Source organism: Bacillus cereus group sp. MYBKT111-2, assembly GCF_051915205.1.
In the GTDB taxonomy this organism is placed as follows: Bacteria; Bacillota; Bacilli; order Bacillales; family Bacillaceae_G; genus Bacillus_A; species Bacillus_A paranthracis.
In genome coordinates this window covers 94,084-108,425 of sequence record NZ_JBQAEG010000010.1, presented here as the reverse complement: position 1 = coordinate 108,425, position 14,342 = coordinate 94,084, and the positions used below count along the sequence as shown (strand labels likewise).

The window sequence follows — 14,342 nt, the reverse complement described above, 5'->3', positions numbered from 1 at the left end:
ACTTATCCTTAATTGTAAATGAAAGGGGGGATTAGTATGAGTTATGGCTATAATCATCCTCCTGAAAAACATCATAAACACCACAATGAAACTTTGTCAACGGGTGTATTACGTAGACATTCCGCTACGTTGTTTCTTACTGTGGAAGCTATGAATGTTGATCCAGATGATACTCATACAGTAACTGTTGAAATGTTTGATTGGTCATCGGGTTCGCCGGTATTGTTACCATTAGTAGACCCTTCAACACAAACATTGGCACCTAATCGACGTGTTACTTTTCGTTCAGCAGCTCTTTCTTCAGGTGTTTTTGCTTATGAAGTAAGAATCATTCGTTCGAAAGATAGAGATGTTGTTACGAATGTTTTTGGTCTTAGTGCAATAGTATTTAACCCACAAGAAGGAAATAATGTTTTACAACATGATTTAGCAAAATTAGATCTTAAATAGCTTTTATAAAAGTTTATTTATTGGACAAGATTAAAAAAGAGTAGGATTACATCCTACTCTTTTTTAACATCAATTATATTAAAATTTTAAAAGAAATCCTTCATCATTTTCACATCTTTAATATTCACTGTTACACCTTCAACCTTATCCTTCTTCTCATCTTTAGCAATCGTAATTTTCTCATTATTATCAACCCAAACAAGAAATTCTTCTTTTGTGTCATCTTTATATGTAACGGTAATAGTAGAATGTGCCGATTCTCGCTTTTTTTGATCTAAAGTGATTGTTTTAGGCGTGCCTTTTTGAACTGCGGAAACGATAGATTGTATCATTTCTTCGTTGTCTGTTTGAGATTTAGAAGTAGTATTATTGGTTGTCTGAAGTATTTCGATATCTGTAATGTTTGCGGAGTTTAATTGAAAGGCATTTTGTTTCTGTTCTTGCTTAGCTTGTGAAGCTTTATCTGTAGCTGAGGTGCTTGTGCAGCCTATTAAAGTGAAAGATAGAGCGGTTAGAGCGCATATATAAGTGATTTTTTTCATTATATCCCCTCCTTGGTTTAATTATAACAATTTTCTGTTAATTTAGGTAGTTATTGTAAGGGGATTTATTCTACTAGTTTTAGGATAGAGAAAGTTCAAGAGGAGGTTAACCGTAAATAATAACCATCAGGGTCTACAATACGAAAATCTTTCATTCCCCAAGATTGCATTTTAAGGTTAGATTCCACTGGATAATTTTTTTCTAATACATGTTGGTATATTTGTTCAATATTATCAAAAACCATGATAACTTCAACACCTTTACCTTTTGGCTTAAGTCCACCTGTTTTTAAATAATGATTTTCATTGAGAATATAATCAGGGGTTAATAATAAAGAAAAATCCCCTAGTTTAATCATTGCACTAGTTGCATTCTTTTTTGAGAATACAAGGGTAAGGATTTCCTCATAAAAACGAATAGATCTTTGCAAATCTTCTACAAATAACTCTAGACGAAAGTGCATATGTACTCTCCTTTTCATTTTTTTTTTCAAATTTTATGTTTAACATTTCGAAAATAGGTGTACTACATATAATATAACAAATAATTCATTTTAAAGGAGGAAGTTAAAGATGGAAACGAAGTATAGGAAACCTTTTGTATATGAATTTATTACGGAGAAAGAGGTCATGAATGCGGCGAATGATCTAGTGAAGAAAGGAATAGACCAAAAAGATATTTACGTATTAACACACGAGAAAGAAAGGACAGATAGAATCGCAGACAATGCAGACGTGAATACAATTGGTATACAAGAGGAGGGACTTGGGACAAGTATTATTAACGTCTTTCAAAAAACGGGAGATCAGTTAAGAAATAAGATGCAGGAGTTAGGGCTTAATGAGGAAGAAGCGAACTTCTACGAAGAAAAGCTAGATGAAGGCAAAATCTTGTTATTCGTTAAAGATTTAGAGAGAGTCGGTGAATGGTTACAAGAAAGAAGATGCATGTATTCTATTTAAATTTGTATCCTGTAAATCTATAAATCTATTACGAAAAGGAGATGGGAAATATGAGTGAGAACGGACTAAAAGAACAAATTACGGGTAAAGTGGAAAAGACAAAGGGACAAGTAAAAGAAGGAATTGGTGAGGTTACAGAAGATAGAAAGTTGAAAAATGAAGGGAAGTGGGACAAGACGAAGGGAACAATAAAAGAAAAAGTCGGAAAAGTGAAACAAAAGATAAGTGATGGGTTGGATAATAAAGAATAATACATGTTTATCAAGCTTTGGTTACATACCAAAGCTTGATAAATACAATATAAAACGAATATAGGAGGGTTAATTGTGGGACTTATTATTACGTGTATTGTAGGTGGACTTATTGGTGCGTTAGCTGGAATGATTACGGGAAAAGACTTTCCTTTAGGTATAGTTGGTAATGTGATTGCCGGATTAATCGGATCTTGGGTAGGTAGTGCATTATTTGGTCATTGGGGTCCTGAATGGGGAGGCATCTTTATTCTTCCAGCTTTATTAGGTGCAATCGTCTTTATTTTAATCGTTACATTCTTCTCTAGAATGCTACGGAAAGCGTAAGTATGATAATGAATGGTAATCTTAAGTTTGTTATATGTGACTATAAAGTTAATAAGCTCGTAAAAATACATAAAAAAAGCATCCAATTCAAATAATTTGGATGCTTTTTTTTATGTATTTTGCATAGGAATGAGCGGGGGATGAAGGTCCCCCGCTCATTGGAATTACAATTTCTATTATGTATTAAACCATCGTTACTTTTTTACAATTATTTATTCTTACGACTTGCCTTGGTTCTATATGGGATAAGTCCTCGCTATTACCTATATCAACTACAATCGTATTCGTTAGTATATTAATAATGGAACCAACTAATTTTGTAGCATGATCGTGTCGATAAGAAAATTGAACAAAATCTCCCTTTTTAAAGCTGTGCTCTTCCATAGATAGATCCCCCTAAAAATAATATTTATACATTATATATACACAAATTTATAAGGTTTAAACATTTAGTAGTATTTTTTAAGTGTTAAGCCGAGAAAGGTGTGGAAAATTTATTTATAATAAAAATAAAAAAATATGTTTAAAACTAATTTTTATGGGTAATTAACATAGTAGTAGTTTGAGATAAGGGGGCGGAAATGATGAATTTGGGAATAAATATTTTGCAAAATGATGTAGGTTATACGGTACAGCTTAATGGTGAAATTGATGCGTATACGGCATCAGATTTAAAAAATAAGATTATGCCTATTGCAAGCGAAAAAGAGGTTCATATTGTCGTAGATTTTACTGAGGTAGAGTATATGGATAGTACAGGTTTAGGCGTGTTTATAGCGCTATTAAAAACAGTTAAGAAAAATGATGGAAAACTAGAGTTTATTGGTGTATCTAAAAGGTTAAAAAGATTATTTGATATTACAGGGTTAACAGAAATATTAAATTTGAATTCCGATTTTGAAAAAGTAGAAAGAAGGTGACTAGGGATGATGGAGAGATTTGAAAAGATAGAAATGAAAATTCCTGCAAAGGCAGAATATGTGGCTATTATTCGTTTAACGATGGCTGGTGTTGCGAATCGAATGGGCTTTGCTTATGACGATATAGAAGATATGAAAATTGCTATTAGTGAAGCATGTACAAATATTGTACAACATGCATACAAAGAAGACGTTGGAGAAATTGCAATTGTCTTTGGACTATATGAAGATCGATTAGAAATTATGGTTGCGGATAATGGGGTTAGCTTTGATTTTAACAACTTAAAAAGGAAAGTTGGTCCGTATGATATTAGTAAACCAGTAGAACATTTGCCGGAAAATGGTTTAGGTTTATATTTAATCAATACGTTAATGGATGATATACAAATCATGCATGATGAGGGCATGACAGTTTTAATGACAAAATATATACAAAGAGAGCAGGTGGAGAATGATGGAAATCCAATCTCAACCTACAACTCTTACTAAAGAAGACGTTATTAAACTAATTGCAGAATTCCAACAAAACCAATGTAATGAAGCGCAGGAAAGGTTAGTTGAGCATTATAAAAATCTTGTATATTCCATTGCATATCGCTATTCAAAAGGCGGGCCGATGCATGAAGATATTATACAAGTAGGCATGTTAGGGCTCTTAGGCGCAATAAGGAGGTATGATTATTCGATAGGGAATGCTTTTGAGCCTTTTGCAATACCTACGATAGTAGGGGAAATAAAGAAGTATTTACGCGATAAAACTTGGGGCATTCACGTTCCAAGGCGAATTAAAGATTTAGGCGGAAAAATTAAACTTGCGATAGAGGAGCTAACAGATCATTTGCAACGTTCACCGAAGATTATAGAGATTGCAGACCATTTAGGACTATCCGAAGAGGAAGTACTAGAAATTATGGATGCGAAAAATAATTATCGAGTATCTTCCTTAGATGATGTAGTTGAAAATGCATCTGATGGAAGTTCGGTAGCGAGAATTGAATCTGTAGGTGAAGTAGAGCAAGGATATGAAGAGACAGAAAGGCGTCTCGTTTTAAAAGATATTTTTAACGTATTAAATGAAACGGAAAAGAGTGTTATTCATTATATATTTGAAGAGAATTTAAATCAAAAGGATACAGGGGAACGGTTAGGTATTTCACAAATGCACGTTTCTCGTATTAAAAGACAAGCAATAAGTAAATTGAAGCAAGCAGCATTTTTAGATACATAAAAAATTTAAAATAATGATGTTTAAAACATGAGAAAAGGGGTACGTATTAAGTATAGGAGGAGATATTAAATGTCACACGATGTGAAAGAACTAATCAAAGGATTGAATGAAGATTTAGCAGGAGAATACTCAGCAATTATTATGTATAACCATAATGCAGCAACAGTTTCTGGTATATATAGACAAGTGTTAAAACCTTTCTTTGAATCTGAAATTAGTGATGAACAAGGACATGCCCTATATTTAGCGGAGAAAATTAAGACGTTAGGTGGTACACCTACTACGATCCCTTTACCAGTGAAACAAGTAGAAGACGTTAGAGAAATGTTAGAAGAAGCTAGAAAGTCAGAATATGAAACAATTAAGCGTTATGAAAAGAGAAAAGAACAAGCAGCGAAATTAAATATGACAGAGTTAGTTGTAAAGTTAGAAGATATGATTGCAGATGAAACAAATCATATGGAAGAATTAGATCGTCTTTTAAATGATAAAGCAATGGTGCTAAATTAAAAGTGGAAATAATTTATAGAGTGAAAGAACAAACTCTCATCTCTGGGGGTTTGTTCTTTTGCTGTATAAATGTGTTTGAGTAGGAAATTTTCATTTTATAACTGAGTATGTAATACTAGAAAAATAGAAAATGATAATCGATTTACATTTTATATAAGAAAAGGGGAAATCACTTGTGTCCATTTTAATTGTAGATGATAATCCGGTGAATATCTTTGTAATTAAGAAGATTTTAAAACAAGCCGGATATCAGGATCTTGTATCGCTTAATTCTGCACAAGAGCTTTTCGAATACATCCATTTTGGAAAAGATTCTTCCAGGCATAACGAAATAGATTTAATACTATTAGATATTATGATGCCTGAAATTGATGGACTTGAAGTTTGTAGGCGATTACAAAAAGAGGAGAAGTTTAAAGATATTCCTATTATTTTTGTTACAGCTTTAGAAGATGCAAATAAATTAGCTGAAGCTCTTGATATGGGGGCAATGGATTATATTACGAAACCTATAAATAAAGTTGAATTGTTAGCGCGTATGCGTGTGGCATTACGCTTGAAATCAGAATTAAATTGGCATAAAGAACAGGAAGAAAACCTTCGGAATGAACTAGATTTAGCTACACAAGTACAAAGAAACTTATTAAGTAGACCATTAAGAGAAGAGCATATAAAAATTGAAGCAAGTTACTTACCTTCATTTAAACTAGCTGGAGATATGTATTATTGGTATAAAATCGATGAAAATCGCTACGGTATTATATTATTAGATGTGATGGGACATGGTGTATCTGCTTCATTAGTTTGCATGTTTATTTCGTCTGTATTACGTGAAACGATTAAATGTTTAATCGATCCAGAACTCGTTATGAAAGACTTAAATAAATATATGACTCTTTTACATAATGAGAATGACAATATTCCCTATTATTTTACAGCGATATACTTAGTAGTTAATACAGAAGATAGAACGATTGAATATGTAAATGCAGGACATCCTTCTGGATATGTTTTAGTTGATGAAACAAATGTAGTTGAACTAAATCGCGGAAGTTGTGCGGTAGGGTTTTTTGATGAAATAAAAGTTGAAAAGACAGTTATACCTTTTGAAAAGAACGCTCAAATCGTATTGTTTACAGATGGCGTTCTTGAAGCAATTGCAAGTGATGAGTTTGAGGCTGAAGAGAAATTACGTACTTTTACAGAAAGAAAATGGGGAGAGTTAGAAGAAGAGATAGAAGGGTTTTACAAGGAAGAACAGAAGGAAGCACAATCAGATGATATGTGTCTCATTATGATACAAGCGAATGCGAAATAAAAAGCGTATGAAATCCAAATAGAGGATTTCATACGCTTTTATTGTATTTTTTGATAGATTTGTTCGTTCGGATTAAATTGGGTATAATGCGGCATGATATCCGAGAAACGAAGAGTTTCTTTATTTCCTAAACATAGGAATCCATTGTGACCTAAACTTTCATAAAATAGTTGCTGTACTTGGTTTTGAAGTTTACTTGTAAAGTAAATTAAAACGTTACGGCAAAGTATAATATGAAATTCGTTAAAAGACTGATCAGTTACTAAATTATGCTGTGCAAAAATAATGTTTTGTAACAGTGAAGGATTAAAATAAGCAAAACGACTATCCGTTGAATAATAGTTAGAAAACGCTTGTGTACCGCCAGCTTGTAAATAGTTTTTCGTATAAGTTTGCATTTTATTTAACGGAAGGATTCCTTGTTTTGCTTTTTCTAACACGTCTGTATTCATATCTGTTGCGTAAATAACAGCTTTTTCACTTAATCCTTCTTCGTGAAGTAAGATGGCCATGGATAATACTTCTTCACCAGTTGCGCACCCAGCATGCCAAATTCTAATTTCAGGATGCTTTCTTAATTCAGGAATAACATGCTCTCTTAGCGCCTTAAAAAAGATAGGGTTACGGAACATCTCAGTTACATTGATTGAGAAATCATTTAATAACTGTTCTAAAACCCCTTCCTCATGAATTACTTTTTCAATTAACTTTGAAATGGTAGGGATATTAGAAATCTGCATTCGATTACAAATCCGCCTATAAATAGATGTGCGAGCGTATTGGCGAAAATCAAATCCTGATAGTTTAAATACCGCTTCTAATAGTAAGTCAATTTCTAAGTTCGTACGCTTATCCATATCTACTGATGGATCGAAATTATAATACTTATTTTCCACTGAAACGAAACCTCACTTATTTTATTAACCATACACTCATTACCGAATAGAGTTGATGTAAATTTAATGGTTTACTTATATAATCTGAAGCGCCAGCAGATAAACATTTTTCCTTATCATTTGGCATTGCTTTAGCAGTTAATGCGATAATAGGTATTTCATGTAACCCTAAGTTCATTCGGATATGTTCCATCGTTTCATAACCGTCCATATTTGGCATCATAATATCCATTAAAATAAGGTCGATATTTGTATTGTTTTTTAGTATTTCTAAACACTCTAGGCCGTTTTGTGCAGTAATGATATTGGCATGTTGTTTTTTTAATGCATTTTGTAATGCAAATATATTTCGATGATCATCATCGACAATTAAAATAGTTTTCTCTTGGAAGACGTTATTTGTTTCTGGAATCACGATAGTTTCCTCAACAACTTCAGCAGGAATAACTTCATCTACTGTTGCTGCGACTTCTAAATTAGATAACTGTATATCATGTAATCCATTTGGAAGGTTAGGAATATATACAGTGAAAGTACTGCCTTCTCCTACATGACTTTCTAACGTAATCCAACCACCTAATAGTCTAGCAAACTCTTTACAAATAGATAAACCTAATCCTGTACCACCATACTTTCGAATTGTTGCACCATCTGCCTGTTGAAAGGCTTCGAAAATAAGTTGATGCTGTTCTTTAGCGATACCAATACCAGTATCTTTTACCGAAATGGTTATCCAATCATTACTGATAGACTGCATTTCATGGCTCAAATTAGTTGCTTCTATTGAATCAAAATGTAAAGAGACAGATCCTTTTTCCGTAAATTTAAATGCATTGGATAATAAGTTTTTAATAATTTGTTCAATCCGTTTTGCATCTGTATAAAACAGATCGGGAATCGTATCACTGTTTTCAACAGTAAATTCAACATTTTTTTGTGCAGCGATATGTAAAAAGTTTTGCTGCATACTTGCAGCCATATCACTTATGTTCGTTGCTTCAAAAATGACATCTAGTTTTCCGGCTTCTACTTTAGATAAATCTAGTATGTCATTAATTAAAGTAAGTAAATCCTTCCCTGATGAATGAATGACGGTTGCCAATTCAATTTCATCATCGGATAAATGATTATCATGATTTTCTTTTAACATTTCAGATAATAGTAAAATACTATTTAACGGTGTGCGTAATTCATGTGACATATTTGCTAGAAATTCTGATTTGTATTTTGAACTACGTAACAACTCACTTGCTTTTTCTTCTAATTCTAATTTAGTCACTTGTAAGTCAGCTGTCTTTTGCTCGGCTTCTTCCGTTCTAGACTCTAACTGTTCGTTCGTTGTTCTTAATTCCTCGGCTTGCATTTGTAGTTCTTCGGCTTGCGTTTGTAATTCTTCTGATTGAACTTGTAACTCTTCTGTCATTGCTTGTGATTCATGTAAAAGAGTTTGAATTCGCATACGTCCCATAATACTATGGATTGTTAAACCTAGATTATCAACAGTTTGTTGAATTAAATCTTGATGTAAGTCTGAAATGTCAGTTACACTTACTAACTCCATTACTGCAATCACTTCATCTTCAAATAAGACAGGGATGACTAGTAGATTTTTAGGACGTATTTCTAATAATCCAGTAGTAACGTAACGAAACTCTTCGGGTATGTCCCTGAGAATAAAACTTTTCTTTTCTAAAGCAGACTGTCCAATGAAACCTTCACCCATTTTAATAGATTGTTTTCCAATATCAGCACCTTGCTCAGCGAAAGAAGCTTTCTTCACATAGTAGACAGTTTCTTCAACTTCTTCACGTACATAAAATGCACCGCAAGAAGTTTGCGTTTTCTGTATAATTCCACTCAAAATTTTGTTACCTAACATCTCAATAGAAGATACACCTTGATACATTAAAATTAATTCTGCAAGCTCAGTTTGTAACCATTCTCTTTTCGATATTTCGTCTAGTAGGTGATTTGTTGTATGAGCAAGATCTTTTATTTCATCATGTGTATTTACATGAATTCTTTCCGTAATTTTTTCTTTCGAAGAAATGGATTTAATAGCTTGAATTACATTTTTAATCGTTTTTGTAATGGAATTGGAAATATAAAGTGAAACGATAATGGCAACACAAGAAAGTAAGAACAATAAACTGTATAACCAAATCTCTAATTTATTATTTTCAATATCTAATTGTGCAGCTCTTTTTTTCGTTAATTGCTCCTCAGTGCTACGGAAGTCAGTTAGTTGTGATTGTAATGATTGGATTTCGGTAGTGTCGATTTCTTGTATTTTATTACTATTATGATTTGCAATTAACGGGTGAATCTCTTTATTTATCCAATTAGTAATGTTTCCATTAATCTCTTTTAATTTTTCTTGCTGAGATGGATTATCTTCTAATAAAGAAAAAAGATCATGGTAATGTTTTTCATAATCTCTTTCGGCAGAGTTAAGAGATTGCAAATAGTTCGCGTTATTAGAAGTAATAAAGCCTTTCGCTTTATTTTCTATTGTTAGCAAGTCTTTCTCCACTTGATTCGTTAAATTAAGAACTTTAAAATCGTGATCAATAATAAAATTACGAGATTTTTGTAAATTAGAAATCTCATTGTTTAGCATAATAAAAGAAATAAGTAAGAACAAAATGATAACTAAATAACCAGCCATAATTTTGTAGCGAATACTAAATTTTGCTTTCGAGTTCATTAAAAATTCCTACCTTCAAGGTTATTAAAAGTTTTCTATTTTAAAGAATGAAAAACGTAATATATATTATATCAGTTTTCATAGGGCTAAACTAGAAATCCCCCTATTGTATTAGGGGGTCTCGTTTTGAATAGAGGAAATCATTTTGAAGTATAAAACTATGTATGAAAAATAACAATCGAGGGAATAGGGGATAATAAAACCTTTAAGAAGGAAAGAGTGTTCTTAAAGCTCTTTTTGCATCTATTCCTTCAAATATAAATAATACAAGCTCTCTCTTTTTTATAGTAAGGAAAAATGATACTAATGTGCTTAAGTTTTTAATAGAAGTAAGTGTTCCTTTTTTACTTATAAATACATTTGTTTGAAATGTTGTCATTAAAGCATAAAAATGATGAATCTGCGTTATTGTAGGTGTTTCATTATAAAGAATAGTAGTAGAGTGAATGGCATTCATTGTAATATTCCTTTCCATATAGTAAGTACAACAATATAAACATACCCGTTTTAAAAAATGTTAAACATATAAAATTAAAAAAATATAATTATAGTTTTTTACGTTTAGAAAGAGTTGGAAAGGGTATACATGTACTATAACGAGATTGAACGAAGATGAATTGTAAGGTTTTATACTTTTACTTTAAATAAAAAGGAGACTGTTACATATGGATAAAATGATAACGGATATTACATTTGATTTCATTTACTTGTTAAGTAGTTCTCTTGTAGTCCTTTTATTATTAGCATTTTTCGTAAATGGTTATGTGAATAAAAAAATTAGTGTATATAAAAACGAAGAGTAATAAAGATACGTTATATAAAATTTTAGGAGGTTAATAGTTATGAATATGGATAGAAAAATAGTAGGTGTTTTTCCAACAATTGATGATGCGGCACTCGTTATTAATGAATTAAAGGAAAAAGGATACCCGGCAGATAACATTTCAGCTATTGCGAAAGATCAAAAGGAAATTGAACATCTGGAAGAAAAATCAGGTGAGAAAGTGAATCATGAAACTGCACATAAAGCGGATATCTTTTCAGCGACAGGGCTTGTAGCTGGAGGAGTAGCAGGCGGACTCGGAGGTTTATTAACAGGCCTTGGTGTACTTGCTGTATCTGGACTGGGCCCAATTGTAGCAGCGGGACCGATCGCAGCAGCAATTGGGGGAGCCGGTATTGGCGGAGGAGCTGGAAGTTTAATAGGAGCATTTATCGGATTAGGCATTCCAGAAGAACACGCTAAGAAATATGAAGAATACATTTACGATGGAAATATATTAATTTTAGTAGATGCAAAATTAGATGATAAGTTAGAAATCTACAAAATATTTGATAAGCATAATGCGTATAACTCTGATTTCTTTAAATAAGCAAAGTGAATATCGTTTTTTGATCTTACAACTTTGGCGCGACCGAGGAGTCGTATGACTATAAGAGAGGAAGGGCTTATGGTAAAAGATCAAGTTTCAGAGAGAAGGGGTGTCTTGTCGTGATTGTAAAAATATTAAAGGATAGTAGTAATAGCTTCCTTTGTACAGTGCAAAATAAAAATGGAGATAAGTATGTGAAGAAATGGTTTCGTAAACATGAAAACAAGGAAGAATTAGGACGACCAACTTTTAAAGAAGTAGAACGCGACTGGAAAGAAAATAGGGAATCGTTTATGTATCCTAATGTTAAAGCACTTTATTAAACAAAATAGTCGCTGTATTCTTACAAAACTGTCACATTCCTGTAAGGTAATTCAATAGATTCGTTGCTTGTTCCATGTCATAATAAAGACATAAGAAAGCTAATTAAAACTACAAATTATTAGGAGCGTGTCAGTCATGATTGTAACAACAACGTCTGGAATTCAAGGTAAAGAAATTATTGAGTATATCGATATTGTAAATGGTGAAGCTATTATGGGTGCAAATATTGTCCGCGATTTATTCGCTTCTGTTCGTGATGTTGTCGGTGGTCGTGCTGGTTCTTACGAAAGTAAGCTAAAAGAAGCTCGTGATATCGCAATGGATGAAATGAAAGAACTTGCAAAACAAAAAGGTGCGAACGCTATCGTTGGCGTTGACGTAGATTACGAAGTAGTTCGTGATGGAATGTTAATGGTTGCTGTAAGTGGTACAGCTGTACGTATATAAGTAAAAAAACAGGCTCACCCCTCGAAGCTTATGCTTTGAGGGGATTTTTTTGTATTTGACTAAAGTCTTGGAAGTATATTATAATGAGTTCAGAATTAAACGTTTAAACTTTTAAACATTTGGTCGTAATGTGATCAAGAAAGGATATAATATGGGAAAACAAGCTTTAGAGCAATTTCGTACATGTATTCCATTTTTTCAATTGTTATGTGATCCGCACCGTCAAGATATAATCCTTTTGCTTAGTGAAAGTGGACCTTTAACAGTGAGTGAAATAACGGCACAATCAACTTTATCTCGTCCAGCAATTTCACATCATTTAAAATTGTTAAGAGAACAAGGATTAGTGGAAGCTGAAAAGCGTGCCACAGAACGTTATTATTCAGTTACTTTGGACGTTGCTGTCGATTCGTTAAAAAAATTACTATCTTTAATTGAAACTGAGTGCCTTTAGAATGTATCTAAAGGTTTTATATTGGTCTAAACGTTTAAAAGATTAAACGTTTAAAAGTTTAAAAATTAATTTATAAATAAGGAGTGTATACCTATGAATCAAATAGACATAAATAATATTCTTGAAGAACATAAAGAGTTTTTTCATACAGGTTCGACGAAAACTTTACAATTTCGGTTAGAACAATTACGAAAATTAAAAGACGGTATTCAGCGTTATGAAAAGAGAATAATAGAAGCATTATATAAAGATTTAGGGAAAAGTGAATTTGAAGCGTATGTAACTGAGGTTGGCTTTTTGTTAGATAGTATCAATAACACGATGAAAAATTTGAAAAAATGGATGAAGCCAGAAAAGGTGAAAACACCTTTCACTTTATGGCCGGCTAAAAGTTTTATTATGAAAGAACCGTACGGAACAGTATTAATTATCGGTCCTTATAATTACCCTTTCCAGTTACTCATTGAGCCTCTTATTGGTGTAATTGCTACTGGGAATTGTGCAGTGCTTAAGCCATCTGAAAATACACCTCATATTACGAGTGTGGTGAACGAATTAATTAGTGAACTATTTGATAAAAGTTATGTTCGAGTAATTGAAGGTGAGAAGGAAACAACATCTACACTTATTCATGCCCCATTTGACTACATCTTTTTCACTGGAAGCGTACAGGTTGGGAAAATTGTTATGGAAGCCGCTGCTAAAAATTTAGTTCCAGTAACGTTAGAACTTGGAGGAAAGAGTCCAGTAATTGTTGATAAGACAGCAAACATAGATTTAGCAGCGAAGAGAATCGTATGGGGGAAACTTTTAAATACAGGTCAAACTTGTATTGCACCGGATTATATGATGGTACATTCGGACGTGAAAGAAGAGTTAATTTCAAAAATGAAAGAAACGATTGTGAATTACTATGGAGAAAATTCGATGCAAAGTAAAGATTACGGCCGCATTGTGAATGAGCGTCAATTTGATAGATTAGCTTCGATCATTGAACAGGATAAAGAAAATGTAATATTTGGCGGAACATCTGTAAAAGAAAATTTATATATAGAACCTACCTTATTAGAAGCGAAATCTTGGTCAGATGCAACTATGCAAGATGAAATCTTCGGGCCGATTTTACCAATTCTAGAATATAATCAGCTAGAGGAGGCTATTCAGACCATTAATAAACGTCCGAAACCCCTAGCGTTATATGTATTTACAGAAGATAAGCAATGTGAGGAAGAGGTATTAAGCAGACTTTCCTTTGGCGGAGGCTGTATAAACGATACGATTTTCCATTCTGCTAATAGTCACTTACCGTTCGGTGGGGTTGGGAATGCAGGGATCGGAGCGTACCACGGGAAATATAGTTTTGATCTTTTTTCACATCATAAAAGTATTGTAAAGAAAAGTACCAAAATGGACGTAAGTTTTGTAATGCCTCCTTACAGTGAGAAGAAGATGGACTTCATTCGAAAGTTTTTAAAATAATATGTAACGTTGCAATTTAGAAATTTTGAAAAGGCGGAATAGATGATTATGATTATCCGTACTCAGTTGCAGCTTTAGCAAAAAAGAATGGGCTGTATTCCTTAAAAAGCCCATTCTTTTATTTAAGTTGTAAGATTCCTTGCTTCTAGGTTT

Annotated in this window: 21 protein-coding genes; 15 read left to right on the top strand and 6 right to left on the bottom strand. The window is 32.7% G+C overall.

The annotated features are described in order from the left end of the window. The first annotated feature begins 36 nt into the window (after positions 1–36). Positions 37–450: a hypothetical protein gene (locus ACTFNE_RS23130; protein WP_046199501.1), complete on the top strand. Its 414-nt coding sequence runs from the start codon at positions 37–39 to the stop codon at positions 448–450. An 86-nt stretch (positions 451–536) separates the two neighbouring features. Here the strand turns inward: ACTFNE_RS23130 and ACTFNE_RS23125 are convergent, their stop codons facing one another. Further along, positions 537–992 (bottom strand): lipoprotein, encoded by a 456-nt coding sequence (locus ACTFNE_RS23125; RefSeq protein ID WP_046199502.1) that lies wholly within the window; start codon positions 990–992, stop codon positions 537–539. Between the two features lie 95 nt (positions 993–1,087). After that, entirely contained in the window at positions 1,088–1,456 is a 369-nt protein-coding gene (locus tag ACTFNE_RS23120) for a VOC family protein (protein ID WP_000545705.1), read from the bottom strand. A 109-nt stretch (positions 1,457–1,565) separates the two neighbouring features. On the opposite strand from ACTFNE_RS23120, the gene ACTFNE_RS23115 reads away from it, so the two are divergent. From ACTFNE_RS23115 to ACTFNE_RS23105, 3 genes are all read left to right on the top strand, one after another. Beyond that, the gene (locus ACTFNE_RS23115) at positions 1,566–1,955 is read left to right on the top strand and encodes a general stress protein (RefSeq protein ID WP_000448798.1); all 390 of its coding nucleotides are present in this window, start codon (positions 1,566–1,568) and stop codon (positions 1,953–1,955) included. Positions 1,956–2,005: 50 nt separating this feature from the next. Beyond that, on the top strand, positions 2,006–2,206 hold the full coding sequence (locus tag ACTFNE_RS23110) for a CsbD family protein (protein ID WP_001293465.1): 201 nt from the start codon (positions 2,006–2,008) through the stop codon (positions 2,204–2,206). Positions 2,207–2,281: 75 nt separating this feature from the next. Continuing rightward, positions 2,282–2,533 carry a GlsB/YeaQ/YmgE family stress response membrane protein gene (locus tag ACTFNE_RS23105; protein WP_000522902.1) on the top strand — a complete coding sequence of 84 codons (252 nt, stop codon included), beginning with the start codon at positions 2,282–2,284 and terminating at the stop codon, positions 2,531–2,533. 183 nt (positions 2,534–2,716) lie between these two features. On the opposite strand, the gene ACTFNE_RS23100 is transcribed toward ACTFNE_RS23105, so the two are convergent. Next, on the bottom strand, positions 2,717–2,917 hold the full coding sequence (locus ACTFNE_RS23100) for a hypothetical protein (RefSeq protein WP_000391022.1): 201 nt from the start codon (positions 2,915–2,917) through the stop codon (positions 2,717–2,719). A gap of 197 nt (positions 2,918–3,114) precedes the next feature. Here ACTFNE_RS23100 and rsbV point away from each other — a divergent pair, with 197 nt between their 5' ends. The 5 genes from rsbV (at position 3,115) to ACTFNE_RS23075 (ending at position 6,509) form a co-directional block, all read left to right on the top strand. After that, positions 3,115–3,453 (top strand): anti sigma b factor antagonist RsbV, encoded by a 339-nt coding sequence (rsbV, locus tag ACTFNE_RS23095; RefSeq protein WP_046199503.1) that lies wholly within the window; start codon positions 3,115–3,117, stop codon positions 3,451–3,453. Positions 3,454–3,459: 6 nt separating this feature from the next. Further along, positions 3,460–3,942, top strand: a complete 483-nt coding sequence (gene rsbW / locus ACTFNE_RS23090) for an anti-sigma B factor RsbW (RefSeq protein WP_000970574.1) — start codon at positions 3,460–3,462, stop codon at positions 3,940–3,942. Continuing rightward, positions 3,905–4,681, top strand: a complete 777-nt coding sequence (sigB, locus tag ACTFNE_RS23085) for an RNA polymerase sigma factor SigB (protein WP_033701091.1) — start codon at positions 3,905–3,907, stop codon at positions 4,679–4,681. Before rsbW ends, sigB begins: the two co-directional genes overlap by 38 nt. 69 nt (positions 4,682–4,750) lie before the next feature. Further along, positions 4,751–5,191 (top strand): ferritin-like domain-containing protein, encoded by a 441-nt coding sequence (locus ACTFNE_RS23080; protein WP_046199504.1) that lies wholly within the window; start codon positions 4,751–4,753, stop codon positions 5,189–5,191. A gap of 175 nt (positions 5,192–5,366) precedes the next feature. Continuing rightward, the gene (locus tag ACTFNE_RS23075) at positions 5,367–6,509 is read left to right on the top strand and encodes a fused response regulator/phosphatase (RefSeq protein WP_046199505.1); all 1,143 of its coding nucleotides are present in this window, start codon (positions 5,367–5,369) and stop codon (positions 6,507–6,509) included. 38 nt (positions 6,510–6,547) lie between these two features. On the opposite strand, the gene ACTFNE_RS23070 is transcribed toward ACTFNE_RS23075, so the two are convergent. The 3 genes from ACTFNE_RS23070 to ACTFNE_RS23060 form a co-directional block, all read right to left on the bottom strand. Then, the gene (locus ACTFNE_RS23070; RefSeq protein ID WP_046199506.1) at positions 6,548–7,405 is read right to left on the bottom strand and encodes a CheR family methyltransferase; all 858 of its coding nucleotides are present in this window, start codon (positions 7,403–7,405) and stop codon (positions 6,548–6,550) included. A 16-nt stretch (positions 7,406–7,421) separates the two neighbouring features. Continuing rightward, on the bottom strand, positions 7,422–10,112 hold the full coding sequence (locus tag ACTFNE_RS23065) for an ATP-binding protein (protein ID WP_046199507.1): 2,691 nt from the start codon (positions 10,110–10,112) through the stop codon (positions 7,422–7,424). Between the two features lie 205 nt (positions 10,113–10,317). Then, the gene (locus ACTFNE_RS23060) at positions 10,318–10,569 is read right to left on the bottom strand and encodes a hypothetical protein (protein ID WP_046199508.1); all 252 of its coding nucleotides are present in this window, start codon (positions 10,567–10,569) and stop codon (positions 10,318–10,320) included. A gap of 208 nt (positions 10,570–10,777) precedes the next feature. Between ACTFNE_RS23060 and ACTFNE_RS23055 the strand changes: the two genes are divergently transcribed. The 6 genes from ACTFNE_RS23055 to ACTFNE_RS23030 all read left to right on the top strand — a co-directional run bounded on the left by ACTFNE_RS23055 (position 10,778) and on the right by ACTFNE_RS23030 (position 14,189). After that, positions 10,778–10,915, top strand: a complete 138-nt coding sequence (locus tag ACTFNE_RS23055; protein WP_000359816.1) for a hypothetical protein — start codon at positions 10,778–10,780, stop codon at positions 10,913–10,915. Between the two features lie 39 nt (positions 10,916–10,954). After that, positions 10,955–11,485: a general stress protein gene (locus tag ACTFNE_RS23050; RefSeq protein ID WP_046199509.1), complete on the top strand. Its 531-nt coding sequence runs from the start codon at positions 10,955–10,957 to the stop codon at positions 11,483–11,485. A 119-nt stretch (positions 11,486–11,604) separates the two neighbouring features. Beyond that, complete coding sequence (locus ACTFNE_RS23045; protein WP_046199510.1) at positions 11,605–11,808, top strand: DUF4028 family protein; 204 nt, start codon at positions 11,605–11,607, stop codon at positions 11,806–11,808. A 136-nt stretch (positions 11,809–11,944) separates the two neighbouring features. Continuing rightward, complete coding sequence (locus ACTFNE_RS23040; RefSeq protein ID WP_000637511.1) at positions 11,945–12,256, top strand: YbjQ family protein; 312 nt, start codon at positions 11,945–11,947, stop codon at positions 12,254–12,256. 151 nt (positions 12,257–12,407) lie between these two features. Then, positions 12,408–12,710, top strand: a complete 303-nt coding sequence (locus tag ACTFNE_RS23035) for an ArsR/SmtB family transcription factor (RefSeq protein ID WP_046199511.1) — start codon at positions 12,408–12,410, stop codon at positions 12,708–12,710. Between the two features lie 93 nt (positions 12,711–12,803). Beyond that, the gene (locus ACTFNE_RS23030; protein WP_270705502.1) at positions 12,804–14,189 is read left to right on the top strand and encodes an aldehyde dehydrogenase; all 1,386 of its coding nucleotides are present in this window, start codon (positions 12,804–12,806) and stop codon (positions 14,187–14,189) included. Positions 14,190–14,342: the final 153 nt, after the last annotated feature.